The organism is Streptomyces sp. NPDC005004 (assembly GCF_053600675.1).
This window is the reverse complement of record NZ_JBSGAH010000015.1, coordinates 127,618-153,076: the sequence shown is the minus strand read 5'-3', so window position 1 is coordinate 153,076 and position 25,459 is coordinate 127,618. Positions and strand designations below refer to the sequence as shown.

General features: G+C 72.9%; 24 protein-coding genes. 14 read left to right on the top strand and 10 right to left on the bottom strand.

The window, feature by feature from the left end; translation table 11 throughout:
* Positions 1–58 precede the first annotated feature (58 nt).
* Both ACWEEU_RS22205 and ACWEEU_RS22200 read left to right on the top strand, forming a co-directional pair.
* The gene (locus ACWEEU_RS22205; protein ID WP_451734461.1) at positions 59–1,267 is read left to right on the top strand and encodes an LLM class flavin-dependent oxidoreductase; all 1,209 of its coding nucleotides are present in this window, start codon (positions 59–61) and stop codon (positions 1,265–1,267) included.
* A 25-nt stretch (positions 1,268–1,292) separates the two neighbouring features.
* Positions 1,293–2,669, top strand: coding sequence for an NtaA/DmoA family FMN-dependent monooxygenase (locus ACWEEU_RS22200; protein ID WP_451734459.1), 1,377 nt, complete (start codon positions 1,293–1,295; stop codon positions 2,667–2,669).
* 43 nt (positions 2,670–2,712) lie between these two features.
* On the opposite strand, the gene ACWEEU_RS22195 is transcribed toward ACWEEU_RS22200, so the two are convergent.
* The 6 genes from ACWEEU_RS22195 to ACWEEU_RS22170 all read right to left on the bottom strand — a co-directional run bounded on the left by ACWEEU_RS22195 (position 2,713) and on the right by ACWEEU_RS22170 (position 10,230).
* On the bottom strand, positions 2,713–3,510 hold the full coding sequence (locus ACWEEU_RS22195; protein WP_451734458.1) for an N-formylglutamate amidohydrolase: 798 nt from the start codon (positions 3,508–3,510) through the stop codon (positions 2,713–2,715).
* Between the two features lie 3 nt (positions 3,511–3,513).
* Positions 3,514–4,713 carry a homoserine O-acetyltransferase MetX gene (gene metX, locus ACWEEU_RS22190; protein WP_451734521.1) on the bottom strand — a complete coding sequence of 400 codons (1,200 nt, stop codon included), beginning with the start codon at positions 4,711–4,713 and terminating at the stop codon, positions 3,514–3,516.
* Entirely contained in the window at positions 4,710–6,077 is a 1,368-nt protein-coding gene (locus ACWEEU_RS22185) for a bifunctional o-acetylhomoserine/o-acetylserine sulfhydrylase (RefSeq protein ID WP_385740713.1), read from the bottom strand. The genes metX and ACWEEU_RS22185 overlap by 4 nt, the downstream gene beginning before the upstream one ends.
* A gap of 230 nt (positions 6,078–6,307) precedes the next feature.
* Positions 6,308–8,527, bottom strand: a complete 2,220-nt coding sequence (locus ACWEEU_RS22180) for an NADP-dependent isocitrate dehydrogenase (protein WP_451734455.1) — start codon at positions 8,525–8,527, stop codon at positions 6,308–6,310.
* An 89-nt stretch (positions 8,528–8,616) separates the two neighbouring features.
* On the bottom strand, positions 8,617–9,063 hold the full coding sequence (locus ACWEEU_RS22175) for a DUF4186 domain-containing protein (RefSeq protein WP_385740719.1): 447 nt from the start codon (positions 9,061–9,063) through the stop codon (positions 8,617–8,619).
* Between the two features lie 81 nt (positions 9,064–9,144).
* Positions 9,145–10,230, bottom strand: a complete 1,086-nt coding sequence (locus ACWEEU_RS22170) for a mechanosensitive ion channel family protein (protein WP_385740722.1) — start codon at positions 10,228–10,230, stop codon at positions 9,145–9,147.
* Positions 10,231–10,500: 270 nt separating this feature from the next.
* Between ACWEEU_RS22170 and ACWEEU_RS22165 the strand changes: the two genes are divergently transcribed.
* Both ACWEEU_RS22165 and ACWEEU_RS22160 read left to right on the top strand, forming a co-directional pair.
* The gene (locus tag ACWEEU_RS22165) at positions 10,501–10,824 is read left to right on the top strand and encodes a hypothetical protein (RefSeq protein ID WP_385740725.1); all 324 of its coding nucleotides are present in this window, start codon (positions 10,501–10,503) and stop codon (positions 10,822–10,824) included.
* 13 nt (positions 10,825–10,837) lie between these two features.
* Positions 10,838–11,179 (top strand): hypothetical protein, encoded by a 342-nt coding sequence (locus ACWEEU_RS22160; RefSeq protein ID WP_451734453.1) that lies wholly within the window; start codon positions 10,838–10,840, stop codon positions 11,177–11,179.
* Between the two features lie 40 nt (positions 11,180–11,219).
* On the opposite strand, the gene ACWEEU_RS22155 is transcribed toward ACWEEU_RS22160, so the two are convergent.
* Together ACWEEU_RS22155 and ACWEEU_RS22150 are read right to left on the bottom strand one after the other, a co-directional pair.
* Positions 11,220–11,984, bottom strand: a complete 765-nt coding sequence (locus ACWEEU_RS22155) for a crotonase/enoyl-CoA hydratase family protein (RefSeq protein WP_451734451.1) — start codon at positions 11,982–11,984, stop codon at positions 11,220–11,222.
* Between the two features lie 68 nt (positions 11,985–12,052).
* The gene (locus ACWEEU_RS22150; protein ID WP_451734519.1) at positions 12,053–13,054 is read right to left on the bottom strand and encodes a lysylphosphatidylglycerol synthase domain-containing protein; all 1,002 of its coding nucleotides are present in this window, start codon (positions 13,052–13,054) and stop codon (positions 12,053–12,055) included.
* Positions 13,055–13,266: 212 nt separating this feature from the next.
* Between ACWEEU_RS22150 and ACWEEU_RS22145 the strand changes: the two genes are divergently transcribed.
* The 5 genes from ACWEEU_RS22145 to ACWEEU_RS22125 all read left to right on the top strand — a co-directional run bounded on the left by ACWEEU_RS22145 (position 13,267) and on the right by ACWEEU_RS22125 (position 19,549).
* Positions 13,267–15,147, top strand: a complete 1,881-nt coding sequence (locus ACWEEU_RS22145; protein ID WP_451734517.1) for an ABC transporter ATP-binding protein — start codon at positions 13,267–13,269, stop codon at positions 15,145–15,147.
* A gap of 137 nt (positions 15,148–15,284) precedes the next feature.
* Complete coding sequence (locus ACWEEU_RS22140; RefSeq protein WP_451734449.1) at positions 15,285–16,142, top strand: LytR/AlgR family response regulator transcription factor; 858 nt, start codon at positions 15,285–15,287, stop codon at positions 16,140–16,142.
* Positions 16,143–16,258: 116 nt separating this feature from the next.
* The gene (locus ACWEEU_RS22135; protein WP_451734447.1) at positions 16,259–16,597 is read left to right on the top strand and encodes a hypothetical protein; all 339 of its coding nucleotides are present in this window, start codon (positions 16,259–16,261) and stop codon (positions 16,595–16,597) included.
* Positions 16,594–18,315, top strand: a complete 1,722-nt coding sequence (locus tag ACWEEU_RS22130; protein ID WP_451734445.1) for a sodium/solute symporter — start codon at positions 16,594–16,596, stop codon at positions 18,313–18,315. Before ACWEEU_RS22135 ends, ACWEEU_RS22130 begins: the two co-directional genes overlap by 4 nt.
* A 37-nt stretch (positions 18,316–18,352) precedes the next feature.
* Complete coding sequence (locus ACWEEU_RS22125; protein ID WP_451734443.1) at positions 18,353–19,549, top strand: GAF domain-containing sensor histidine kinase; 1,197 nt, start codon at positions 18,353–18,355, stop codon at positions 19,547–19,549.
* Between the two features lie 19 nt (positions 19,550–19,568).
* On the opposite strand, the gene ACWEEU_RS22120 is transcribed toward ACWEEU_RS22125, so the two are convergent.
* Positions 19,569–19,745: a hypothetical protein gene (locus ACWEEU_RS22120; protein WP_385740746.1), complete on the bottom strand. Its 177-nt coding sequence runs from the start codon at positions 19,743–19,745 to the stop codon at positions 19,569–19,571.
* A gap of 154 nt (positions 19,746–19,899) precedes the next feature.
* Here ACWEEU_RS22120 and ACWEEU_RS22115 point away from each other — a divergent pair, with 154 nt between their 5' ends.
* The gene (locus ACWEEU_RS22115) at positions 19,900–21,081 is read left to right on the top strand and encodes a baeRF3 domain-containing protein (RefSeq protein WP_451734441.1); all 1,182 of its coding nucleotides are present in this window, start codon (positions 19,900–19,902) and stop codon (positions 21,079–21,081) included.
* A 54-nt stretch (positions 21,082–21,135) separates the two neighbouring features.
* On the opposite strand, the gene ACWEEU_RS22110 is transcribed toward ACWEEU_RS22115, so the two are convergent.
* The gene (locus ACWEEU_RS22110) at positions 21,136–22,083 is read right to left on the bottom strand and encodes a LysR family transcriptional regulator (protein WP_451734439.1); all 948 of its coding nucleotides are present in this window, start codon (positions 22,081–22,083) and stop codon (positions 21,136–21,138) included.
* Positions 22,084–22,246: 163 nt separating this feature from the next.
* On the opposite strand from ACWEEU_RS22110, the gene ACWEEU_RS22105 reads away from it, so the two are divergent.
* The 4 genes from ACWEEU_RS22105 (at position 22,247) to ACWEEU_RS22090 (ending at position 25,441) form a co-directional block, all read left to right on the top strand.
* On the top strand, positions 22,247–23,257 hold the full coding sequence (locus tag ACWEEU_RS22105) for an aldo/keto reductase (RefSeq protein ID WP_385740755.1): 1,011 nt from the start codon (positions 22,247–22,249) through the stop codon (positions 23,255–23,257).
* Between the two features lie 63 nt (positions 23,258–23,320).
* Positions 23,321–23,743, top strand: a complete 423-nt coding sequence (locus ACWEEU_RS22100; RefSeq protein ID WP_385740758.1) for an SRPBCC family protein — start codon at positions 23,321–23,323, stop codon at positions 23,741–23,743.
* Between the two features lie 236 nt (positions 23,744–23,979).
* Positions 23,980–24,183, top strand: coding sequence for a hypothetical protein (locus tag ACWEEU_RS22095; protein ID WP_451734437.1), 204 nt, complete (start codon positions 23,980–23,982; stop codon positions 24,181–24,183).
* A 1-nt stretch (position 24,184) separates the two neighbouring features.
* Positions 24,185–25,441 carry an FxsB family cyclophane-forming radical SAM/SPASM peptide maturase gene (locus tag ACWEEU_RS22090; RefSeq protein ID WP_451734435.1) on the top strand — a complete coding sequence of 419 codons (1,257 nt, stop codon included), beginning with the start codon at positions 24,185–24,187 and terminating at the stop codon, positions 25,439–25,441.
* Positions 25,442–25,459 lie beyond the last annotated feature (18 nt).

The following is a 25,459-nucleotide window of genomic DNA, read 5'->3' as shown; positions in this document are numbered from 1 at the left end:
CCGCTCGCCCGCACCGCTCACGTCGCCCACGCAAGGACCCTCAAGGAAGGCGTTCCTCGTGCCCTCTGCTTCCGCATCCCCCGTTTCCCGACTGCATCTCGCCGTCGCCCTGGACGGCACCGGCTGGCATCCCGCCTCCTGGCGCGACCCGGCCGCCCGCCCCCACGAGCTGTTCACCGCCGCGTACTGGGCCGACCAGGTCGCCGAGGCCGAGGCCGGACTCCTCGACTTCGTCACCATCGAGGACGGCCTCGCCCCGCAGTCCGCGCACCCCCTCCGACCCGACGACCGCACCGACCAGGTGCGCGGCAGGCTCGACGCCGTCCTGATCGCCGCGCGTGTCGCCCCGCTCACCCAGCACATAGGTCTGGTCCCGACGGTGGTGGTCACGCACACGGAGCCGTTCCACATCTCCAAGGCGATCGCCACCCTCGACTACGTCAGCAACGGCCGCGCGGGCGTCCGCGTGCGGATCAGCGCCCGCCCCGACGAGGCCGCCCACTTCGGCCGCCGGGTCTTCGACCCCCTCGACGCCTACGACACCCCCGCCGCCCAGAAGGCGGTGACTCCCCTGTTCGACGAGGCCGCCGACTACGTGGAGGTGATCCGCAGGCTCTGGGACAGCTGGGAGGACGACGCCGAGATCCGGGACGCGGCGACCGGCCGCTTCATCGACCGCGGGAAGCTGCACTACATCGACTTCGAGGGCCGCCACTTCGACGTCAAGGGCCCCTCCATCACCCCGCGCCCGCCCCAGGGACAGCCCCTGGTCACGGCCCTGGCCCACCAGACCGTGCCCTACCGGCTCGTCGCCCGCCAGGCCGACGTCGGCTACGTCACGCCGTACGACGCGGCCGACGCCCGCGCCACAGTCGCCGAGGTCCGCGCCGAACAGGACGCGGCGGGCCGGGCCGAGCAGCCGCTGCACGTCTTCGGCGACCTCGTGGTCTTCCTGGACGACACGACGGCCGGGGCGCAGGAGCGGCGCGGGCGCCTGGACGAGCTGGCGGGCGAGCCGTACACCAGCGACGCCCGCGCCTTCACCGGGACGGCAGCCGAACTGGCCGACCTGCTGGAGGAGCTGGCCGAAAGCGGGCTCACCGGATTCCGGCTGCGGCCCGCCGTCACCGGGCACGACCTGCCCCGGATCAGCCGCGACCTCGTGCCCGAGCTGCAACTCCGGGACCGCTTCCGCACGGCCTACGAGGCCCGCACCCTGCGCGGTCTCCTCGGTCTCGACCGTCCCGCCAGCCGTTACGCCGCCTGAGTCACCGGAGAGGAGACCCGACGCCATGAGCAAGCCCAAGAAGCAGGTGCACCTGGCCGCGCACTTCCCGGGGGTCAACAACACCACCGTGTGGAGCGACCCGGAGGCCGGCAGCCACATCGAGTTCAGCTCCTTCGCGCACTTCGCCCGCACCGCCGAACGCGCCAAGTTCGACTTCCTGTTCCTCGCGGAGGGGCTGCGGCTGCGCGAACAGGGCGGCGAGATATACGACCTGGACGTGGTGGGCCGCCCCGACACCTTCACCGTTCTCGCCGCGCTCGCCGCCGTCACCGACCGGCTCGGCCTGACCGGCACGATCAACTCCACCTTCAACGAGCCGTACGAGGTGGCCCGCCAGTTCGCCTCCCTCGACCACCTCTCCGGCGGGCGCGCCGCCTGGAACGTGGTGACCTCCTGGGACGCGTTCACCGGCGAGAACTTCCGCCGGGGCGGTTTCCTGCCGCAGCAGGAGCGGTACTCGCGCGCCAAGGAGTTCCTGACCACCGCGAACGAACTCTTCGACTCCTGGCACGGCGACGAGATCCTCGCCGACCAGGCCACCGGCGCCTTCCTCCGGGAAGCCAAGGCCGGTGCCTTCACCCACCAGGGGCAGCACTTCGACATCCACGGCCGCTTCAACGTCCCGCGCTCCCCGCAGGGCCGCCCGGTGATCTTCCAGGCGGGCGACTCCGACGAGGGCCGCGAGTTCGCCGCCTCGGACGCCGACGCCATCTTCAGCCGGTACGCCACCCTGGAGGAGGGCCGCCGCTTCTACGCCGACGTCAAGGGCCGCCTCGCCAAGTACGGCCGCACGCCGGACCAGCTGCTCATCCTGCCCGCCGCGACCTTCGTCCTCGGCGACACCGACGAGGAGGCCGTCGAGCTGGCCCGCGAGGTGCGCCGGCAGCAGGTCAGCGGGGCCACCGCCCTCAAGCACCTGGAGTTCGTCTGGAACCGTGACCTGTCGGCCTACGACCCCGAGGGCCCGCTGCCCGACGTGGACCCGGTGGTGAGCGAGGAGCACATATCCCGGGGGCGGGCCCAGGTGCGGATGTACCGCGACCCGCTGGCCATCGCCCGCGAGTGGCGCGAGCTTGCCGAGAGCAACGGCTGGTCCATCCGCGACCTGGTGATCAACACCGGCAACCGGCAGACCTTCGTGGGCTCCCCGGCCACCGTCGCCCGCACCATCGACGAGTTCGTGCAGGCGGACGCCTCCGACGGCTTCATCCTCGTCCCGCACATCACCCCGGGCGGGCTCGACCCGTTCGCCGACCGGGTGGTCCCGCTGCTCCAGGAGCGGGGCGTGTTCCGCACCGAGTACGAGGGCACGACCCTGCGCGAGCACCTGGGGCTGGCCCACCCGGACGCGGGTACCGGGGCGGAGCGCGCCGCGTCCTGAACGGTGGCCGTCCACGGCGGTGCCGCCCGGCGGCCTCCGGGTGTCAGGCGGCACCGCCCACCGCGTCCACCAGGTCCGCGAGCGCGGCGGCCAGACGCTCCAGGTCCGCTCCGGCCGGGCCGCCCGGTTCGGTCATGTAGGTGTCCCGGCGGACCTCGATCATGAGGGCGCTCACCCGCCGGTCCACGCCGTAGTGGGCGAGCGGCACGTACGTCCCGGCGAACGGGCTGTCCAGGCCGACGTCGCCGTGGCGTGCGAACGCGGACCGGGCCGCCTCGGTCAGCTCCGGCGGGGTGTGGAAGGGGTCGGTGCCGAGGCAGACGGCGGGGCGCGGGCCGTCCTGGTGCAGCTCGTAGGGGAGCGGCTTCGTCGGATAGGAGTGCACGTCGATCACGACGGCCCGGCCCGTCGCGGCGAGGCGTCCGGCCACCGCGCGGGTCATCGCCTCGGCGTACGGCCGGAAGTACCGCTCGACCAGCGGGCCGGAATCGGCGGGCTTGGGGCGCAGCGGCTCGCGGTGCGTGGTCCGCGTGTAGACCGCGCCCATGCCCACGGCGAGCATCTCCTCGCGCTCGTCGGGGAACCGCTCCGGGTCCACGACCAGCCGGGAGAGCCGGTTGACGAACCGCCAGGGTCGGGAGGAGGCCAGGGTGGCGGCCCGCTCGGCGAGCGTGTCGGTGTGCGCGTCGGTGATGTGGTCCAGCTCGCGTGCCAGTGCCGGGTCGTCGAGGACGAGACCCGCGCGCACCTCGTCCGGTATCGCCCGCGCCGCGTGCGGGACGTGCAGCAGCACGGGCGAGGCGGCGGCGCCGGGCAGCAGGTCGAACGAGCGTGGGGTCACGGATCACTCCCGGTAACGGGTCGGTGTGGACGGTGTGGACGGTGCGGACGGTGCGAGCAACTCACGCACCATTGTGCCGACTTGCTCCGTCTCGATCAGGAAGCCGTCGTGCCCGTACGCCGACTCGACCACCCGGACCCGGTCCGCCGAGGGGATCAGCGCGGCCAGTCGTTCCTGCTGGGCGAGGGGGTAGAGCCGGTCGGAGTCCACTCCGGCCACCAGGGTGGGCGCGGTCACCCGGGCGAGGGCGGCCCGCGTGCCGCCACGACCCCGGCCCACGTCGTGGGCGTTCATCGCCTCGGTCAGCACCACGTAACTGGCCGCGTCGAAGCGGCGGTTGAGTTTGTCGGCGTGGTGGTCGAGGTAGGACGCCACGCGGTAGCGGCCGCCGTGCCAGGGGTCGTCCGCGCCCTGCGGGAGCCGTCCGAAGCGGGCCTGGAGTTCGGGTTCGGCGCGGTAGGTGACATGGGCGACGCGGCGGGCCAGGCCGAGTCCTGCGAGCGGCCCGCGCCCGGTGTCGTGGTAGTCGCCGCCCTGCCAGTGGGGGTCGTCGCGGATGGCCCTGAGCTGGATGTCCGCCCAGGCTATGTGCTCCGCGCTCGCCTCCGCCGAGGTGGCGAGAAGCAGAAGCGCCCCCGTGCGCTCCGGGTACGACACCGCCCACTCCACGGCCCGCATCCCGCCCATCGAGCCGCCGACGACCAGCGCCCACCGGTCGATCCCGAGGGCGTCCGCGAGGCCGGCTTCCGCCGCCACCTGGTCCCGCTGGGTCAGGAACGGGAACGCGCCGCCCCACGGCCGTCCGCTGCCGGGCCGGGCGGAGACCGGGCCGGTGCTGCCCTGGCAGCCGCCGAGCACGTTCGGCGCCACGACGAACCAGCGGTCGGTGTCCAGCGCCCGGCCGGGGCCGACCAGCGCGTCCCACCAGCCGGGGGAGGGGTGCCCGGGCTCCACCGGGCCCGCCACATGGCTGTCGCCGGTCAGCGCGTGCAGCACCAGCACCGCGTTGGACCGGTCCGGGGAGAGCCGCCCCCAGGTCTCGAACGCCAGCCGCACACCGGGCAGTTCACCGCCCGCCTCCAGCGGCAGCGGCGTGCTCGCCGGGTACCACCGCCGCCGCCCCACGGGATCGCCCTCCCGCCACGCGCCGGTCGCGGCGGGCGGCGGGAGGGCGTGTTCCGGCGTGGCCGGGACCGTGCTCAGGAGGCGGCTCCCTTGGCCGCGCGGAACCCGGCCTCCAGGTCCGCCTTCAGGTCGGCCACGCTCTCCAGTCCCACCGACAGGCGCACCAGACCCGGCGAGGTGCCCGTCGCCGCCAACTGCTCCTCGTCGAGCTGGCTGTGCGTGGTGGAGGCGGGGTGGATGATCAGACTGCGCACGTCACCGATGTTGGCGAGATGGCTGAACAGTTCCACCGCGTCCACGAACCGCTTGCCCGCCTCCACTCCGTCCCGCAGCTCGAAGGAGACGACGGCACCGGAGCCGCGCGGCAGATACTTCCGCCCCGCCTCGTACCACTGGCTGGACTCCAGCCCCGGATAGTGGACGGCGGCCACCTCGTCACGTCCCTGAAGCCACTCGGCCAGCGCGAGCGCGTTCGCCGAGTGCCGCTCCAGGCGCAGGCTCAGCGTCTCCACGCCCTGGAGCAGGAGGAACGCCGAGTGCGGGGAGAGCGCGGGACCGAGGTCGCGCAGCAGCTGCACCCGCAGCTTGACCGCGAAGGCGCCGGGTCCGAGCGCGGGCCAGTAGCGCAGCCCGTGGTAGCTCGGGTCGGGCTCGGTGAAGTCCGGGAACCGCTCCGGGTGCGCGCCGAAGTCGAAGGTCCCGCCGTCCACCACCACACCCGCGATGGTCGTGCCGTGTCCGCCGAGGAACTTGGTCGCGGAGTGCACCACGATGTCCGCGCCGTGCTCGATGGGGCGCAGCAGATAGGGGGTCGGCACCGTGTTGTCCACGATCAGCGGCACGCCCGCGTCGTGCGCCACGTCCGCGACGCCCCGTACGTCGAGCACGTTGCCGCGCGGATTGCCCAGGGTCTCCGCGAACAGCGCCTTCGTGTTCGGCCGGACCGCCGCGCGCCAGGCGTCCAGGTCATCGGGGTCGTCCACGAAGGACACCTCGATGCCGAGCCTCGGCAGGGTGTGCCGGAAGAGGTTGTAGGTGCCGCCGTACAGCGAGGTGCTGGAGACGATGTGGTCGCCCGAGGCCGCCAGCGTGAGGATCGCCAGCGTCTCGGCGGCCTGCCCCGACGCCAGCGCGACGGCCGCGACCCCGCCCTCCAGGGCCGCGACGCGCTGCTCGAAGACGTCCTGGGTGGGGTTGTGGATGCGGGTGTAGATGTTGCCGGGCTCCGCGAGCGAGAACAGGTCGGCCGCGTGGCGCGTGTCCTCGAAGACGAAGGACGTCGTCTGGTAGATCGGCGTGGCCCGCGCCCCGGTAGCCGGGTCGGGCGCCGCCCCGGCGTGGATCTGCCGGGTCTCGAAGGACCAGGCCGAGGTGTCGGGTCCCGCGGGGGACTCGTCGGGGGTGTGGCCTGCGGTGACCGAGTCGATGGGCTGGCTGCTCATGGTGCTCCTCGTGCGGGTCGGGCGCGGACTCGCGACGAGAAAAACACGGGTGGCCGGCGACGGACAGTCCGGCGTGAAGCGTGACACGAGGACTTCATGTTCGGCACAGCGCCGCAACACGGGGCAATGCCGCCGAAGCACTGCCGACAGGTACGACAGCACTGCCGACAGGTACGACCGTGCCCCGGCCGGTGAGCACCGGCCGGGGCACGAGAGGACGTGCGCCTGGATCAGCTCAGGGACGCGAGCGCCGCGTTCCAGGTGGCCGACGGGCGCATGACCGCGTCCGCCTTGGCGGTGTCCGGCTTGTAGTAGCCGCCGATGTCGGCCGGGGAGCCCTGTACGGCGAGCAGCTCCTCGACGATCTTCTGCTCGTCGGCCGCGAGGGCCTCGGCGAACGGGGCGAACGCCTTCGCCAGGTCGGCGTCGTCGGTCTGCTGGGCCAGCTCCTGCGCCCAGTACAGGGACAGGTAGAAGTGGCTGCCGCGGTTGTCGATGCCGCCGACGCGACGGGTCGGGGACTTGTCCTCGTTGAGGAAGGTCGCCGTGGCGCGGTCGAGGGTGTCGGCGAGGACCTTGGCGCGGGTGTTGCCGGTGGTCCCGGCGTACTGCTCGAAGGCGGGGACCAGGGCGAAGAACTCGCCGAGGGAGTCCCAGCGCAGGTAGTTCTCCTTGACGAGCTGCTGGACGTGCTTCGGGGCGGAGCCGCCCGCGCCCGTCTCGAACAGGCCGCCGCCCGCCATCAGCGGGACGACCGACAGCATCTTGGCGCTGGTGCCCAGCTCCAGGATCGGGAAGAGGTCGGTCAGGTAGTCGCGCAGCACGTTGCCGGTCACCGAGATGGTGTTCTCGCCGCGGCGGATGCGCTCCACCGACAGCTTGGCGGCCTCGACCGGCGGCAGGACGCGGATGTCCAGGCCCTCGGTGTCGTGCTCCGGGAGGTACTGGTTGACCTTGGCGATCAGGTTGGCGTCGTGCGCGCGGGTCTCGTCCAGCCAGAACACGGCCGGGTCGCCGGTGGCGCGGGCGCGGGTGACGGCCAGCTTGACCCAGTCGCGGATCGGGTCGTCCTTGGTCTGGCAGGCGCGGAAGATGTCGCCCGCGGCGACCGGCTGCTCGATCAGCACATTGCCGTCGGCGTCGGTCACGCGGACGGTGCCCGCGGCGGCGACCTCGAAGGTCTTGTCGTGGGAGCCGTACTCCTCGGCCTTCTGCGCCATCAGGCCGACGTTCGGGACCGTGCCCATGGTGGAGGGGTCGTAGGCGCCGTTGGCGCGGCAGTCGTCGATGACGGCCTGGTAGACGCCGGCGTAGGAGGAGTCCGGGATCACCGCGAGGGTGTCGTGCTCCTCGCCGTCCGGGCCCCACATGTGGCCGGAGGTACGCATCATCGCGGGCATGGAGGCGTCCACGATCACGTCCGAGGGGACGTGCAGGTTGGTGATGCCCTTGTCCGAGTCGACCATGGCGAGCGCGGGGCCCTCGGCCAGCTCGGCGTCGAAGGACGCCTTGATCTCGGCGCCCTCGGGCAGGCTCTCCAGGCCCTTGTAGATGCCGCCGAGGCCGTCGTTGGGGGACAGGCCGGCCGACTTCAGGGTCTGGCCGTACTTGGCGAACGTCTTCGGGAAGAAGGCGCGCACCACGTGGCCGAAGACGATCGGGTCGGAGACCTTCATCATCGTGGCCTTCAGGTGCACGGAGAACAGGACGCCCTCCTCCTTCGCGCGGGCGACCTGCGCGGCGAGGAACTGCTCCAGCTCGGCGACGTGCATGACCGAGGCGTCGACGACCTCGTCCTTGCGGACCGGTACCGACTCGCGCAGCACGGTGGTGGTGCCGTCCTCGGCGACCAGCTCGATACGGAGCGTGCCGTCCTCGGCGATCACCACGGACTTCTCGGTGGAGCGGAAGTCGTTCTCACCCATGGTGGCGACGTTGGTCCTGGACTCGGGGGTCCAGGCGCCCATGCGGTGCGGGTGGGTCTTGGCGTAGTTCTTCACCGAGGCGGGGGCGCGGCGGTCGGAGTTGCCCTCACGCAGGACCGGGTTAACGGCGGAACCCTTGATCTTGTCGTAGCGGGCGCGGACCTCGCGCTCCTCGTCGGTCTTCGGGTCCTCGGGGTAGTCCGGGAGGGCGTAGCCCTTGCCCTGCAGCTCGGCGACGGCGGCCTTGAGCTGCGGGATGGACGCCGAGATGTTCGGCAGCTTGACGATGTTGGCGGCCGGCGTCTTGGCCAGGTCGCCCAGCTCGGCGAGCGCGTCCGGGATGCGCTGGTCCTCGGTCAGGTACTCCGGGAAGACGGCGATGATGCGCCCGGCCAGCGAGATGTCGCGGGTGTCCACGGGCACACCGGCCTGGGCGGCGTACGCCTGGATCACCGGCAGGAACGAATGGGTCGCCAGGGCCGGCGCTTCGTCCGTGTAGGTGTAGATGATGGTCGAGTCAGTCACCGGGTGCTCCGCTCCACGTCTGCAACATTGCTCGACATCAAGATATCTCGTGACCGCACCGGCTTCGACAGGGGTCCACCGCCGACCGCTCAGCGGCCGCTCCCGGTCATCTCCCGCTCGATCCAGCGACAGATCACGTCCACGACGTACACGTGCTCGGCGCGGCTCAGCTCCCGCCCCTTCCCGATCCCGTGGCACCGCAGCAGACAGCTCCGGCAGCACGTCCCGGTCGCGTGCTGCGCCACGAACACGGGGTGCCCCTTGTACGGCGTCTGCTTCCCGTCCTTGTACGGCTCCGCGGGCGCGAGCCGCTTCGCGATCAGGTCGTACGCGTGCCACCTCATCGTGGCCGGCCCCTTCAGCTCGGCGGTCGCCCTGTCCCGTCCCCGAAGGTGGAACTTGGCGCGGAACGGCTGCCGGGTGATGGAGTCGAGCCGGGCGTCGAGGGCGGCGGGGGCGGGCGGGGTGAAGGGGGCGGGGGTCTCGGACGCGGCGGACCGGTGGGCGGGGGACTGGGGGCCGGGCTTGGAAGTCATACCGTCTTCGAGGGTAGCTCTGTGCCCGGGACGCGGCTTGTGGTCCGGCGCCGGGTCCGTCCCGGCGCCGGACGGCGGGTCCTACTCGCCGAGCCCCGCGGGCACTCCCGCGTTGCCCCGCTGGTGCGGGATCAGGGGGGTGCCCTGGTGGAGGGTCACGGTGCGGGTGGGGGCCGGGATCGCGATGCCCTCTTCGCGGTAGCGGCGGTGGAGGCGCTTGATGAACTCGTGCTTGATGCGGAACTGGTCGCTGAATTCACCGACGCCGAGGATGACGGTGAAGTCGATGCGGGACTCGCCGAAGGTGTGGAAGCGGATGGCGGCCTCGTGCTCGGGGAGGGCGCCGGTGATCTCGGTCATGACCTCGTCGACGACCTCGGCGGTCACGCGCTCGACGTGTTCGAGGTCGGAGTCGTAGCCCACGCCCGCCTGGACCAGCATCGTGAGCTGCTGTTCGGGGCGGGTGAAGTTGGTCATGTTGGTCTTGGCCAACTGGCCGTTGGGGATGACCACGAGGTTGTTGGAGAGCTGGCGGACGGTCGTCTGGCGCCAGTTGATGTCGACGACGTAGCCCTCCTCGCCGCTGCTCAGACGGATGTAGTCGCCCGGCTGGACGGTCTTGGAGGCGAGGATGTGGATGCCCGCGAAGAGGTTGGCCAGTGTGTCCTGGAGGGCCAGCGCGACGGCCAGACCGCCGACGCCCAGGGCGGTGAGCAGGGGCGCGATGGAGATGCCGAGCGTCTGGAGCACCACCAGGAAGCCGATGGCGAGGACCAGCACCCGGGTGATGTTGACGAAGATGGTCGCCGAGCCCGCCACGCCCGAGCGGGACTGGGTGACGCTCTGCACCAGACCAGCGATCACACGTGCCGCCGACAGGGTCACCACGAAGATCAGCCACACCTGGAGCGACTGGTTGACGTGGTGCTGCACGGTACGGGTCAGCGGCAGCACGGCCGCGCCCACCGCGATACCGGCCGCTATCGCGGCCCACGGCACGACCGAACGCAGCGCGTCCACGATGACGTCGTCACCGCTCCAGCGCGTCCGCTTGGCGTGCTTGGCCAGCCAGCGCAGCACCGTCCGGGACAGAAAGGCCAGCACCAGGCCGGCGGCCAGAGCGATGCCGGCGACCACCAGGTCGTCCAGGGTGGGCGTGTGGTTCATCGGTCACCTCCACCGGGACGTGCGGCGGCGCCCGAGGACGCCGGGGTCGGCAGGATGTGAAGTTGCGTCACGCTGTCACCTGTTCGCTGTCCGGGGAGTGCGAACGTGCCCGCGGTACGAAGGTCCGGCGAAGGGCACGTGCCGTCATCCTGCCGCATGTGCGAGGTCCTGAAATGCCGTGCAGACACTCGGTGCGGGAGCTGACTTTTTCTGACTTGTCGTCATTTACACTTGCGCCCATCACTCAGCGTGAGGATGACTATGAGAAGCGTGACTCAAGCGCTGCGCAGCCCGCGGCGTCCCTTCGTGCTCGGTGCCGCGCTGACCGTCGCGCTCGTCGTGCAGTCGGCCGTCATCGTCGAGCAACACCTCCAGATCCAGGGGCTGCAGACGCAGTCCGTCGACTTCCAGGAGAGCCTGGAGCCGGGCCCTCCCGGTCCCTCCGGTCCTCCCGGTCCCACCGGCCCCGCCGGCCCCATCGGGCCGCCCGGAAAGGACGGCAAGGACGGCAAGGAGGGCAAGGACGGGCCGTCCGGCAAGGACGGCAAGGACGGAAAGGACGGCAAGGACGCCGTCGCCCCGCCGGCGAGCTAGCGTGAGGTTCGACGTGAGAAGAGTGAAAGAGGTGTTGCGCGGTTCGCCGCGCCGCATGGCGGCCGGCGCGGCGGTGACCGTCGTACTGGCGGCGCAGGCGGTCCTGCTCGTCGCCCACCAACAGCAGCTCGACGCGATGCGGATGGAGCGCGTCAGCCTCGAGGACGGCGGCACCGGCACCCACCAGGGTCCGCCCGGGCCGCCCGGCCCCTCCGGCCCGTCCGGTGCGCCCGGCCCCACCGGGCCCACGGGCCGGCCGGGAGCGCACGGCGAGGACGGCGACGACGGCCGCCGAGGCTCCCGGGGACGACCGGGGCGCGACGGCAGGGACGGACGGGTCATCACCTACAACTGAAGTCCGTGCCGACGGCGTGGGGCGTGGCCTCCCCGTCGGTTCACGCCTCGCCGAACGTCCCGTGCCGCCCCGCACCCCCGGCGAACCGGGCCGCCCCCTCCCTCGCTCCCGCCAATTGCGCCGTTCCGTGCCGGAGTTCACGACGCATCGCCTCCTCCTCGGACAACCCCTCCTGGTCGAGAACCGAGGCGCGGTCGGAGCGCAGGCAGTCCTGGGGGAAGCGGGCGATGGCCGCAGCCAGTTCCTCGGCCCCGGCGCGGGCGCGGCCCGGCGGGACGACGCGGTCCGCGAGCCCGATGGCGTGCGCCTCGGCGGCCGCCACCGGACGCCCGGTCAGGATCATGTCCAGCGCCCGCCCGGTGCCGATCAGCCGGGGCAGCCGTACCGTGCCCCCGTCGATCAGCGGGACGCCCCAGCGGCGGCAGAACACCCCGAACACCGCGTCCTCCTCGGCGACTCGCAGGTCACACCACAGCGCCAGCTCCAGACCTCCCGCCACGGCGTGACCGGCGACGGCCGCGACGACCGGCTTGGACAGCCGCAGCCGGGTCGGGCCCATCGGCCCGTCGCCGTCCTCCTCGACCCGGTTGCCCCGCGGCGTGCCCATCGCCTTCAGGTCCGCGCCCGCGCAGAACGTCCCGCCCTCACCCCACAGCACCGCCACCCGCGCACCGTCGTCCGCCTCGAACGCACGGAAGGCGTCGGCCAGTTCGGCGGCGGTCGGACCGTCCACGGCGTTGCGGACCTCCGGCCGGGACAGGACGACGGTGGTGACGAAACCCTTGCGCTCCACACGGACCGACACGACGGCTCTCCTCCTCGCGGGGACTGGGAGGGCCACTGTGCCCCAGGCCCCCGGCGGTACGGAACGTCTCAGATCACCCGCAGCCGCACCAGCGCCCCCAGCGTCAGCGCCCCCGGCACCAGCGGGAGCCACACGGTGATCATCCGGTAGGCCAGGACCACCGCCGTCGCCACGGCCGCCGGGCCGCCCGCGGCGACCAGGGCCACCACCAGCGCGGCCTCCACCGAACCGATGCCGCCCGGGGTGGGCACGAGGGCCACCGCCGTGGTCGCCGCGAGGTACGCCAGCGCCGCGTGCGGCGCCGCTACCGGCAGCTCCAGCGCCCGCCCCACCGCCACCAGCCCCGCCGCCTGGAGCGCAGGGAAGGCCAGCGCGCCACCCCAAAGGGCCAGCGCCCGCGCCGGACGCCGGTGCACCGAGCGCGCCTCGCCCAGCGCCTCCCGCAGAAACCGGACGACGGCCGCGCGCAGCCGCCGCACCAGGAACAGGGCGGCCCCCGCCGCCGTCACCAGGGCCGCACCGCCCAGCAGCAGCGGGAGGGCCGAGCCGTCGGGCAGCACGGGGCGCAGGCGCAGCGCGTCCGGGAACGCGATCAGCAGCGCGGCCAGCAGACCGAGCCGTCCCACGCACTCCGCCAGCAGATACAGCGCGAGCGCCGCCGACGAACGGGCGAGCGGCACCCCGCACACGGTCAGGAAGCGCAGGTTCACCGCGCTCGCGCCGAGCCCGGTCGGCAGGAGATGGTTGGCCGCGCCCGCCGCGAACTGGGTTGCGAGCAGCCGCCGTTTCGGCAGCGGCAGCAGCACCGCGCCCTGCCGGGTGAACGCGGCCGCGACCCAGGTCAGGCAGGTCGCCCCCGCCGCCACCAGCAGCCACGGCCAGGACGCGGTACGCACCTGCCCGAACCCCTCGGCCAGCACCGAGCGGTGGCGCACCGCGACCACGGCGACCAGCACGAGCGGCACCAGGCACAGCACCCGGCGGACCCGCACACGCACACGGACCCGCCGCGGCGGCCGTGGAGAAGGAGAAGCCGACGCCGTCACACCCGGGGAGGCTTCCCCCGGCATCCCAACGGCGGATGGCGGCGGGGCGGACAGCCGCTTACCCGTGGGCAGCGGGCGGGCGGGAGCGGGAGCGTTCATGGCGGCAGCCTTCGCGGGGAGCGGGGAGCGGGGAGCGGGGAGCGGGGTGGAGGGTCTTCCGGGGACGGTGGAACGGGTGGGACGGCGCGTACCTTGACCTCAACGACGCTTGAGGTTCTACGGTGCTGTTCATGAGCATGGAGACCACCGCGTGGACACAGCTCCACAGCGTGCTGAACGCCCAGGAGCACCGCCCCCTCGCCCGCGCCACCCTGCGCCGCGTCGCCGCCTTCGCCCGCCCGCACCGCGCGGGCATCGCCCGTTTCGTGCTGCTCGGGATCGGCTCGGCGCTGCTCGCGGTGGCCACACCGGTGCTCGCCGGGCACGTCGTCGACGCCATCGTGGCGGGTCACGACTCCGGCAGGGTGGTACGGCTCGCCCTGCTGATCGCGCTGGTCGCCGTCGCGGAGGCGGGACTCGGCATCCTGGTCCGACGGCTGTCGGCGACCCTGGGGGAGGGCCTCATCCTCGATCTGCGCACCGCCGTCTTCGATCATGTGCAGCGGATGCCCGTCGCCTTCTTCACACGTACGCGTACGGGAGCGCTCGTCAGCCGACTCAACAACGACGTGATCGGCGCCCAGCGCGCCTTCGCCGGCACCCTGTCCGGCGTGGTCACCAACCTGGTCACCCTGCTGCTCACGCTCGCGGTCATGCTCGGCCTGTCCTGGCAGATCACCCTGCTCGCACTCGCCCTGCTCCCGGTGTTCGTGCTGCCCGCCCGCCGCATGGGCCGCCGCATGGCCCTGATGCAGCGCGAGGCCGCGACGCTCAACGCGGCCATGGGCACCCGGATGACCGAGCGTTTCTCGGCGCCCGGCGCCACCCTGGTCAAGCTGTTCGGACGGCCGGAGGAGGAGTCCGACCAGTTCGCGGCGCGTGCCCGACGCGTCCGGGACATCGGGGTGCGCACCGCCACCGCGCAGTCGGTGTTCATCACCGCCCTCACCCTCGTCTCCGCCCTCGCCCTCGCGCTGGTCTACGGGCTCGGCGGCTGGTTCGCGCTGCACGGCACCCTGGAGGCGGGCGCCGTCGTCTCCCTCGCCCTGCTGATCACCCGGCTGTACGCCCCGCTGACCGCGCTCGCCGGAGCCCGCGTCGAGGTGATGAGCGCGCTGGTCAGCTTCGAGCGCGTCTTCGAGGTGCTGGACCTGAAGCCGCTCATCGCCGAGAAACCGGACGCGGTGGCGGTGCCCGAGGGCCCGGTCGCGGTGGAGTTCGACGACGTGAACTTCGCCTACCCGGCCGCCGACCAGGTCTCCCTCGCCTCCCTGGAGGAGGTCGCCGCGCTCGACCGGCGCGGCGGCGCCGAGGTACTGCACGGCATCTCCTTCCGCGCCGCACCCGGCGAGACGGTCGCCCTCGTCGGCTCCTCCGGCGCGGGCAAGTCCACCATCGCCCAACTGCTGCCGCGGCTGTACGACGTGGACGCCGGGGCCGTGCGTGTCGGCGGCGTGGACGTGCGCGACCTGACCGGCGCCTCGCTGCGGGCCACCGTCGGCATGGTCACCCAGGACGGTCACCTCTTCCACGACACCGTCCGTGCCAACCTGCTCCTCGCGGCGCCGGACGCCACCGACGCCGACCTGTGGGACGCGCTCGGCCGGGCCCGCCTGGCGGAGGTCGTGAGCTCGCTGCCCGACGGCCTGGACACCGTGGTCGGCGAACGCGGCTACCGCCTCTCCGGCGGCGAACGCCAGCGCCTGACCATCGCCCGGCTGCTGCTCGCCCGCCAGCGCGTCGTCATCCTGGACGAGGCCACCGCCCACCTGGACAACACCGCCGAGGCGGCCGTCCAGGAGGCGCTGACCGAGGCACTGCGGGACCGCACCGCCGTGGTGATCGCCCACCGGCTCTCCACCGTGCGCGCCGCCGACCAGATCCTGGTGGTGGAGGCGGGGCGGATCGTGGAGCGGGGGACGCACGACGAACTGCTCGCGGCGGGCGGCCGGTACGCCGAGCTGTACCGAACGCAGTTCGCGGCGCGGCGGGACGGGGTGGCGGAGACGGTGGCCTGACCGGCGGCGCCCGAGCGACCCCGCCCGTCCCGTACGACCGCCGTCGTCGCAGGTCTCGACGGCGGCGGTCGCCCTGGACCACCATTCCTCCGGCAAGGCCCGGTGCACCGGGCGCGTCGGGGCAGAGAGCAACGGTGATGAGTTCTACGGAACGGGCGAGACGGACCGATGCCACCACGGCCCGACTCGCGGCGAACGCGGCACCGTTGCGCGTGCTCGCCGTGGACGACGAGGAACCCGCCCTCGAAGAGCTGCTGTACCTCCTGGGCGAGGACCCGCGCGTCGGTGACGTGCTCCCCGCCCTCGACGCCACCGAGGCGCTGCGCCTGCTCGGCCGGGCCGTGGAAACCGGGCCCGACGGCACCGGCGCCATCGACGTCGTCTTCCTCGACATCCACATGCCCGGCCTCAGCGGACTCGAACTCGCCCGGCTGCTTGGCGGATTCGCCGCCCCGCCGCTCATCGTGTTCGTCACCGCGCACGAGGACTTCGCGCTGCGCGCCTTCGACCTCAAGGCCGTCGACTATCTCCTCAAGCCGCTGCGCGCCGAGCGGTTCGCGGAGGCGGTCCGTCGGGTGGCCGAGCTGACCCGCGCCGGACAGGGCCCGAGGCCCGCCGCCCCCGCCGCACCGCCCGGCGGCGGAACCGACCAAGTCCCCGTGGAACTGGGCGGGGTGACCCGCTTCGTGCCCGTCGCCGACATCGTCCACGCCGAGGCGCAGGGCGACTACGCCCGGCTGCACACTCCGTACGGCAGTCACCTCGTCCGCATCCCGCTGTCCGCCCTGGAGGAACAGTGGCGCCCGCACGGGTTCGTGCGCATACACCGCAGCCATCTCGTGGCCCTCGGCCGCATCGAGGAACTGCGCCTGGACGGCGGCAACCTGACCGTCCGGGTCGGTGACCGTGTCCTCGCCGTCAGCCGCCGCAACGCCCGCGAACTGCGCGACCTGCTGGCCCGCCGCGCCACCCGCGCCGCCGACCGCCCCCGCTGAGCGGACACCCCCTGTGGCGACCGTGTGCCGAACCGCGTCAGGTGGCTACCTCACCGCTGACGTGCTGCGTACACTCGCCGCAACTAGCCGATCACCGGGACCTCGGGGGGTGCGTCATGGGTGCGGAGCCCCGCCCGCCGCGCCGCGAGGTGATCACGGGGAAGCCGGCCACGCACACCCTCACCGCAGCCGCGAGCGGCGTCGAGAACGAGCCTGCCGTACGCGAACTGATGAGCCGTCAGATACGTGCCGCGCTCACCGTCACCGTCCTGCTCGCCCTCCTCCTCGGACTGCTCCCCGTCCTCCTCCACCTCCTGCCCGACACCGGTAGCGCCGGTGTCCCCCTCGCCGTCTGGCTCGCCCTCGGCGTCGCGCCGTATCCCGCCCTGCTGGCCATCGGCGCCTGGTACGTCCACCGCGCCGAGCACAACGAGGGTGACGTGACCGGGCGTTGAACCAGACGTACGGAATCGCCGGAGTGTCGGCCGTGGTGCTCGCCACGGCCCTCGTCGGCGCGCTGGGGCTGCGCATCTCCCGGACCACCTCGGACTTCTACGTCGCCTCGCGCACCGTCGCGCCACGGCTCAACGCCTTCGCGGTGAGCGGCGAATACCTCTCCGCCGCCTCCTTCCTCGGCATCGCGGGACTGGTCCTCGCGCAGGGCGTGGACATGCTCTGGTTCCCGATCGGCTACACGGCCGGGTTCCTCGTCCTGCTGGCCTTCGTCGCCGCGCCGCTGCGCCGTTCCGGGGCGTACACACTGCCCGACTTCGCCGAGGCGCGGCTGGAGTCGCGGGCCGTGCGCCGGATCGCCGGAGTTCTCGTCGTCGGCATCGGCTGGCTGTACCTGCTGCCCCAACTGCGTGGCGCGGGACTGACGTTGCGGCTGCTCACCGGGGCGCCCGGCTGGCTCGGCGGGCTGGTCGTCGCCGCCGTGGTGACCGCCGCGGTGGCCGCCGGAGGAATGCGCAGCATCACCTTCGTGCAGGCCTTCCAGTACTGGCTCAAGCTCACCGCGCTGCTGGTGCCGGTGGTGTTCCTGCTGCTCGCCTGGCGCTCGGACCACGCCCCCGCGCCCGTGTGGGACGACCGGCCGGTCTTCCACCGCTCCACCGAGGTCCGCGTGGACCACGCGCTGACCGTGACCGTCCGCGAACCGGTCCGCGTGAGCGCCGTCTCCGGGACCGTGGACGGCCGCACCCTGAAGGACGGCACGCTCCGGCTCACCGAGGGACGCCACCGGATCGGCGCGCACACCAGCCTGCGCTTCCCGGCCGGTGCCCGCGTCCCGCTGCCCGACCGGGACACGGCGGGCGCGGCCCCGTCGAGCTGGGCGCAACCACGGTCCCCGCACCGCGAACAGCACGGCCTGTACGCCACCTACGGACTGATCCTCGCGACCTTCCTCGGCACCATGGGCCTGCCCCATGTCGTCGTGCGCTTCTACACCAACCCCGACGGCCGCGCCGCCCGCCGCACCACCCTGATCGTGCTCGGCCTGCTCGGCGCCTTCTATCTGCCGATGCCCCTCTACGGCGCGCTCGCCCGGCTCTACGCCCCCGATCTGCTGCTCACCGGCGACACCGACCTCGCCGTGCTCGTCCTGCCCCAGCGGCTGGTCGGCGGGGTGGGCGGCGACCTGCTGGGGGCGCTGCTCGCGGGCGGCGCCTGCGCGGCCTTCCTCTCCACGGCCTCCGGACTCACCATGTCGGTCGCCGGGGTACTCGCGCAGGACGTACTGCCCGCCCTGGGGCTCCGGCACTTCCGGGCCGCCGTCGTCCCCGCCATCGCGGTACCCGCGGCGGCGGGCGCCTTCGTCGGGGAGCTGCCCGTGGCCGACGCGGTGGGTCTCGCCTTCGCCGTGTCCGCGTCCTCCTTCTGTCCGCTGCTCGTGCTCGGCATCTGGTGGCACGGCCTCACCCCGCCCGGGGCGATCGCCGGGCTGCTCCTCGGCGGCGGCTCCGCGCTCACCGCCGTCACCGCGACCATCGCCGGGGGCGCCCGCTCGGGCTGGCCGCACACCCTGCTGGCCTGGCCCGCCGTCTGGTCGGTGCCGGTCGGGTTCGCCGCGATGGTGCTGATCTCCCTGGCCACCCGCGACCGGGTCCCGGCCGGCACCGCCGCCACCATGGCCCGCCTCCATCTGCCGGAGAAGTCCGGCATGGGCGGGTGAGGCGCATGAGCACACCGCACCCGGCCCGGAGGCGTCGATGAGCGCCCTCGGATTCCTGCTGCTCGCCGTCGCCGGACTCGCCCTGTTCGTGCTCGGCGCCGCCCTCGGCCATGTCGCCGTCCGCCGCCAGCAGGAGAACCCGGCGGGCCCCGGCACCCCCGTCGAACAGGCCACCTTCCACACCCTGCACACCGCCTCGCTCGCCGCGCCGCCCCTGCGCGCCGGGCTCACCGCCGACACCGCCCGCAAGGCCGCCCGGCGGCTGCGCCCGCTGCTCGGCACCGTCGCCCTCGCCCTCGCCGACGAGGGCACCGTGCTGGCCTGGGACGGCGCGGGCGACCATCACCGCGAGGCGACCGCGATGCTGATCGCGCAGGTCGTGCGCACCGGCCGCGAACAGAGCGTCGACCTCTCCTGCGCGCACCCCGGATGCCCGGTGCGCCGGGGCGCCCTCGTGCCGCTGACCGTCGACGGCCGGGTGACCGGCGTACTCGCGGCGTTCGCGGACCGGGAGGACGCCGTACCGGTGCGCGCGGCGCGGGAGGTGGCGCGCTGGGTGTCGGTGCAGCTCGAACTGGTCGACCTGGACCGGGCCCGCTCCAGCGCCATCGAGGCCGAGATCCGCGCCCTGCGCGCCCAGATCTCCCCGCACTTCATCTACAACTCGCTCGCGTCCATCGCCTCGTTCGTCCGCACCGACCCCGAGCGCGCCCGTGAGCTCCTGCTGGAATTCGCGGACTTCACGCGCTACTCGTTCCGCAGGGACGGCGACTTCACCACGCTCGCCGAGGAGTTGCGCTCCATCGAGCAGTATCTGGAGCTGGCCCGCGCCCGCTTCGGGCGCCGTCTCGCGGTGACCCTGCGCATCGCCCCGGAGGTGCTGCCGGTCACCCTGCCGTTCCTGTGCCTCCAGCCGCTCGTGGAGAACGCGCTCAAGCACGGGCTCGCGGAGTCCGCGGAGCGCGCCCGCATCACGATCATCGCGGAGGACGAGGGCACGCAGGCGCGCGTCGTCATCGAGGACGACGGCGTCGGCATGGAACCCGACCGGGCCCGCGCCGTCCTGCGCGGCACCGCGGGTCCCGGAACCGGCATCGGCCTGAGCAACGTGGACCGCAGACTGCGCCAGGTGTACGGAGACCCGTACGGCCTGGTCGTCGAGACCGGCGTCGGCGCCGGTACGAAGATCACCGTACGGCTTCCCAAGTTCCGCCCCGCGCCGCGCCGGAGCTGAGCGTGGCGCGGCGGGCGGTTCAGGTCCAGCGGCCGTCGGAGCGGCGGCGCTCCTGCTGCTGACGTTGGCTGTCGTGCGGCTGGCCCTTCGACTGCTTGGCGGCCGCCTCGGGGATCTGCGTGTGGTAGTACAGCAGCTTGCCCTGGCCACGCGCGCCGAGGCCGTGGTGTCCCTTGACCGGAGAGTTCTTACGCATGTGACTCGACTCCTCGGGGTGACGGCACCCGGATTTCGTTGGATCCACGCTACGCCGCACCCGTACGGGTGGCGAGCGGGCGACCGTTCGGGTGGTGACGGGCGCGGGCGGGTTTCGAGGTGCGGGTACCGGAGTGCGGTGCGACGCTGACTTGGTGCATACCTCTGAGCTGACTCCCGAGATCCGTGCCGCTCTGAGCGAGCGCCGTGCGTACCCCGCCATCACGATGGTGATGCCGACCGACCCGGACTTCCCCTTCAGCGAGAAGGACCGCATCCTCCTGCGTGACCTGGTGACCGAGGCCAGGCGCCGGCTGGCGGAGGACCCGGAGGTGGCGCGGGACACGCGACTGGAGTTGCGGGACCACCTGCTGGAGCCCGCGGTGATCGAACGCGTCGCCGATCCCTTCCACCCGGACGACGCCATGGTCGTCTTCGTGGCCGCCGACGAGCCGGTCCAGGTCTGGCAGATGACCTCGCTGGCGCCCGTGCAGCCGCGCGTCGAGTTCGCGGAGTCGTTCCTGACGCGCTATCTGGACGCGGCCGAACAGCGCTCGCGCCCCTTCCTCGTCCTGGTCCTCGACCAGGAGATGTGCCGCCTGTACCACGGCGCGGTCCGGCGCCTGACGCAGGTCGAGCACCACGGCTTCCCCTGTCCGCCGGAGATCCCCTCGCCCGAGGACGCGTTGCCCGGCGCGATCCCGCACTCCGCGCCCTACGAGGGGCACCGTGAGCGGGTCGAGCAGTACATGCGCCGGGTCGACCGCAAGCTGGGTGAGGCCCTGGAGGAGTACACCGACCTGCCGCTGTTCGTCATCGGCGGCGACAAGGTCCTCTCCGCGTTCCGCGACGTGACCACGCACGGCACCGCGGTCTCGGGCACGCTCCAGCTCACCGGCATGGACAAGGACCGGCCGCAGGACCTGATGAAACGCGTGGAGCCGCTCCTCGACGAGTTCCGCGACAGGCAGGTCGCCGAGGCGATGGGCGCGCTGAACGAGGCGCGGGGACTGGGCAAGTACGCGGGCGGCCCGCTGGAGGTGTGGACCGCCGTCGCGGACAAGCGGGTGCAGCGGCTGATCGTGGAGGAGGGGCTCTACCTCGCGGGGCGGGTCACCGAGGACGGCCGGGTCCTCGAGCTGGCCGAGGTGCCGAAGCCGGTCACCCTGCCGGAGCCCAAGCCCGACGTGACGCCCCCGCCGCACACCATGGGTGTGGCCACCGACATCGTGGAACAGCTCGTGGACCGGGCGATCGCCGCCGACTCCCAGGTGCTGTTCGTGCCCGACGGCACGCTCGCCGGGGCGGGCGGGGTGGCGGCGCTGCTGCGGTACTGAGCGCGGCGCACGTCCCTGCCTGAGGTGTCCCCCCTGCTGAGCGGGGCGCGCGTCTCAGCCGGACGTGTTCCCCCGCTCCGCCTTCACGCCCCGCTCGCCGCCCGCCTCCTCGCGGGCGGCGAGCACCGTCTCGCGGAACGACGTGACCACCGGCCGCAGATCGACCCGGTGCCACGCCGCCCACAGCCGAACGGACATGTCCAGCCAGGGCAGTTCGCGCACCGTCACCCCGGCCGGCGCCTCGCCGCGCACCATGCTCCGCTGGACCAGTGCGAGACCGAGCCCGGAGGCCACCAGACCGAGCGCGGTGAGCGGTTCGGCCGCCTCCAGGCGGATGTCCGGGGCGAACCCGGACGCGGCGCACGCGGCGATGAACTCGTCCCGCCAGGCGGGCCGGCGACTGTTCTCCACCGCGATCCAGGGCAGCCCCTCCAGGTCGGTGGGCGTGATCTCCGCCAGGTCCGCCGCCGAGTGCCCGCTCGGCACCGCGAGGAGCAGGGGATCGTCGAGCAGCAGCGCGGCGCGCAGATCGGGGTCGTCCTCGGCGGGAGGCTCGGACACCAGGGCGATGTCCAGGCTGCGGCGGCGCAGCCCCTCGAACTGCTCGGCCGCCGGATGGTTGTAGAGCGCGACGTGGATGCCGGGGCGCTCGTCGTGCAGTTCCCGGAGCGCCCGGGGCAGCACCCCGGTGTGCATGGCGTCGGGGGCGTACCCGATGCACAGGCCGCCCTCCTCGCCGCGCCCGAGCCTGCGGCCGAGGTTCTCCAGTCGGTCGGCGTGCAGCAGCAGCGCCCGCGCCTCGGAGAGGAAGACCCGGCCGTCGGCGGTGAGCCGGATGCGCTGCTGGCTGCGCTCGAACAGGGTCAGGCCGAGGCCCTTCTCCAACTGGGCGATCTGCCGGCTCAGCGGTGACTGGGAGATGTGCAGGCGTTCGGCGGCGCGGCCGACGTGTTCCGTCTCCGCGACGGTCACGAAGTACCGGAGCTGGCGCAGATCGAGCATGTAAGACCTCGGGGGACTCAAGTGTGTCCAAGCAAGTCTTGGACAGTCTCAATTACCGATCCTAACCTCGGCAGAGCAAGAACGGCAGAACCCGCAAGACCGGCGAAAATCGCCATACGGGTTGAAACCTGCCTGAACCTCGCGACAAGGATCGACGTTTCTCATGGGTATCAAGTCCCTCCTCCCCGGCTCGCTCGGCTTCGGCACCGCCCCGCTGGGCAACATGTTCCGCGCCATCCCCGACGAGGAGGCCGCGGCCACCGTCGCCGCCGCCTGGGACCACGGCATCCGCTACTTCGACACCGCCCCCTTCTACGGCGCCGGACTCTCCGAACTGCGCCTCGGCGAGGCCCTCGCCGACCGCCCGCGCGACGCGTACGTGCTGAGCACCAAGGTCGGCCGCGTGATCCACGACGATGTGGAGGATCCGGCCGCGCGCGAGCTGGGCGAGAAGGGCGGCCTCTTCGAGCACGGCCGCCCCAACCGGATGACCGACGACTACACCGCGGACGCCACCCTGCGCTCCATCGAGGACAGCCTGAAGCGGCTGCGCACCGACCGCCTCGACATCGTCTGGGTGCACGACATCGCCCAGGACTTCCACGGAGACGAGTGGCTCGCCCGCTTCGAGACCGCCCGCACCGGCGCCTTCCGCGTTCTGCGGAAGCTCCGTGAGGAGGGCGTCATCAAGGCGTGGGGCCTCGGGGTCAACAAGGTCGAGCCGATCGAGCTGACCCTCGACCTCGACGAGCCCCGCCCCGACGCCTTCCTGCTCGCCGGCCGCTACACCCTGCTCGACCACGACCGCGCCCTGCAGCGGCTGCTCCCGGCCGCCGTCGAGCAGGGCGTGGACATGGTCGTCGGCGGCCCGTACAGCTCCGGCATCCTCGCGGGCGGCACCCACTTCGAGTACCAGCGGGCCCCGCAGGCGATCATCGACAAGGTCGAGCGGATCAAGGCCCTCGCCGCGCGCCACGGCGTCAGCGTCAAGGCGGCCGCGCTCGGCTTCGCCCTGGCCCACCCGGCGACCGCCGCCGTCGTCCCCGGCGCCACCCGGCCCAGCCGCATCGCCGAGGACACCGCCGCCCTGCGCGAGCAGGTCCCGGCCGCCTTCTGGTCCGACCTGCGCGCGGAGAAGCTGATCTCCGCCGACGCCCCCGTGCCCACCGCCTGAGCCACCCCCGACCACGGCCCGGGCCCGGCCCCACCATCCACCCACCCCCAACCGGAAAGCGCCATGACAAGCACCTCCGCGTCCATCGACCTCCCCCACACCCCCGACCACGTCTGGCGGCTCATCGGCGGCTTCGGCTCCCTGCCCGACTGGCTCCCCTACATCGCGCACAGCGAGCTGACCGAGGGCGGCCGCGTCCGCAGGCTGACCAACGCCGACGGCGAGACCATCGTCGAACGCCTGCACACCTTCGACGACGAGGCCCGCAGCTACAGCTACGCGATCCTCGACGCCCCCTTCCCGGTCACCGGCTACCTCTCCACCCTGACCGTCCATCCCACGGCCGACCCTCACACCGCGCGTGTCGAATGGTCGGGCACCTTCACCCCCGACGGAGTCGCCCCGGCCGAGGCGGAAGCCCTGTTCCAGGACATCTACCGCGAGGGCCTGGCCGCGCTGGAGCAGACGCTGCGCACCGCCGTCTGAGCCCGCCCGACGCCGGGCGGTACGGCACCGGGCGGGCGTCCTGCCCGCACCCCGGTGCCGTACCGACCCCGCACACGCGTGCGTCGCCCGGGCCGGAGCCCCGACTCGCCTGCGGCGGAAGGCCCGTTGCAGGGTCCAAGGCGGGCGGTCGGGCTCTACGATTGGCCCGTCGCCGTGTCGCCCGAGGCGCGCCACGGCACCGCCACGTCCGCGTGGCCTCGCGTGGAGGGAGCGCAGTGTCGAATCACCGGCCGGCCGACCATCCGGTGGCCGACGGACCCGACCGGGCCGTCCGGTTCTCCTCCGGCGCGGGCGGCGGTCACGGCACCCTGCCGCACGGCGTGGACCATCCGGTGCTGACCGAGGTGCTGCGCCAGTTGCTGGAGCGCGACCGCAGGACGGCGGGCCGGCCGATCGCGTACTACGAGGACAGTCCCTGAGGTGGCCCGTCACCCGGAGGGGGAGACGGCGGACCCGCACGCCTCGGCGCCCTGGCCGCACCGTCTGCTGGACGTGCCCGCCCTCCGCCGTGCCGGAACCGCCCCGGTCCCGCTGCGCCAGTTCGTCCTGAAGCTCAACAGCCGCTGCAATCTGCTCTGTTCGTACTGCTACGTCTACAACGCCGCCGACGCCTCATGGCGCGGACGCCCCCCGAGGGTCACCCCCGAGGTGCTCTCCCGCAGCGCCGAGCGGATCGGCGAGCACGTCGCCGCCCACGGGCTGCGCGACATCCGGGTCGAACTGCACGGCGGCGAACCCCTGCTGGGCGGGGTCGACACCGCGCTCCGGCAGGTCGCCGAGGTGCGGTCCGCCGTCCGCGCCGCCGCCGAGGGCGACTGCGAGGTCCGGGTCGGCGTGCAGACCAACGGCACCCTGCTGACCGCCGACACCGTACGGCGCCTCGCGGACGCCGGAGTCCGTGTCGGCGTCAGCCTCGACGGCGGCCGCCCCGAACACAACAAACGGCGCGTCGACCACGCGGGCCGTCCCGCCTGGCCCGCCGCCACCCGTGGCCTCGACCTGCTCGCCAGGCGCCCCGAGGCGTACGCGGGCATCCTGTGCACCATCGACCTGGACCAGGACCCCGAGGAGATCTACGACTCCCTGCTGGAGTTCCGGCCCGCCGCCCTCGACCTGCTTCTGCCGCACGCCAACTGGGCCCACCCGCCGCCCGGCAAGGGTCCCTCCAGCGCCGGTACCGCGCCCTACGGGCAGTGGCTCGCCCGGGTCTTCGACCGCTGGTTCGACGGCGGCCGCCACCGCACCGGGATCAGGATCTTCACCGAGATCATCGGGCTGCTGGTCGGCTTCCCCAGCAGCGCCGAGGCCGTCGGACTCTCCCCGGTCGCCGCCGTCCTGGTGGAGACCGACGGCGCCATCGAGCAGGTGGACTCCCTCAAGGCCGCCTATTCCAGGGCGCCTTCCACGGGCCTGAGCGTCTTCGACGACAGCTTCGACGACGTGCTGGAGCATCCGGGCATCGTGGCGAGGCAGTTGGGGGAGGGGGCGCTCTCCGAGGACTGTCTGCGCTGCCCGTTGCTGCGGGTCTGCGGCGGTGGCCACTACGCCCACCGCTACCGCGCGGGCAGCGGATTCCGCCACCCTTCCGTCTACTGCGCCGATCTGGCCCTGCTCATCCGGCACATCGCGCGGAGAATCGAACCGGTTCTCCGCTCCGGTCCCCTCCTGCCCGATTGAACCCGTTTGCATTGCACC

Coding starts and splice junctions, on each gene's coding strand:
- ACWEEU_RS22200 (WP_451734459.1), top strand. CDS start 1,293: ATGAGCAAGCCCAAGAAGCAGGTGCACCTGGCCGCGCACTTCCCGGGG.
- ACWEEU_RS22185 (WP_385740713.1), bottom strand. CDS start 6,077: ATGAGCAGCCAGCCCATCGACTCGGTCACCGCAGGCCACACCCCCGAC.
- ACWEEU_RS22175 (WP_385740719.1), bottom strand. CDS start 9,063: ATGACTTCCAAGCCCGGCCCCCAGTCCCCCGCCCACCGGTCCGCCGCG.
- ACWEEU_RS22170 (WP_385740722.1), bottom strand. CDS start 10,230: ATGAACCACACGCCCACCCTGGACGACCTGGTGGTCGCCGGCATCGCT.
- ACWEEU_RS22150 (WP_451734519.1), bottom strand. CDS start 13,054: ATGCCGGGGGAAGCCTCCCCGGGTGTGACGGCGTCGGCTTCTCCTTCT.
- ACWEEU_RS22145 (WP_451734517.1), top strand. CDS start 13,267: ATGGAGACCACCGCGTGGACACAGCTCCACAGCGTGCTGAACGCCCAG.
- ACWEEU_RS22140 (WP_451734449.1), top strand. CDS start 15,285: ATGAGTTCTACGGAACGGGCGAGACGGACCGATGCCACCACGGCCCGA.
- ACWEEU_RS22135 (WP_451734447.1), top strand. CDS start 16,259: ATGGGTGCGGAGCCCCGCCCGCCGCGCCGCGAGGTGATCACGGGGAAG.
- ACWEEU_RS22125 (WP_451734443.1), top strand. CDS start 18,353: ATGAGCGCCCTCGGATTCCTGCTGCTCGCCGTCGCCGGACTCGCCCTG.
- ACWEEU_RS22120 (WP_385740746.1), bottom strand. CDS start 19,745: ATGCGTAAGAACTCTCCGGTCAAGGGACACCACGGCCTCGGCGCGCGT.
- ACWEEU_RS22110 (WP_451734439.1), bottom strand. CDS start 22,083: ATGCTCGATCTGCGCCAGCTCCGGTACTTCGTGACCGTCGCGGAGACG.
- ACWEEU_RS22105 (WP_385740755.1), top strand. CDS start 22,247: ATGGGTATCAAGTCCCTCCTCCCCGGCTCGCTCGGCTTCGGCACCGCC.
- ACWEEU_RS22100 (WP_385740758.1), top strand. CDS start 23,321: ATGACAAGCACCTCCGCGTCCATCGACCTCCCCCACACCCCCGACCAC.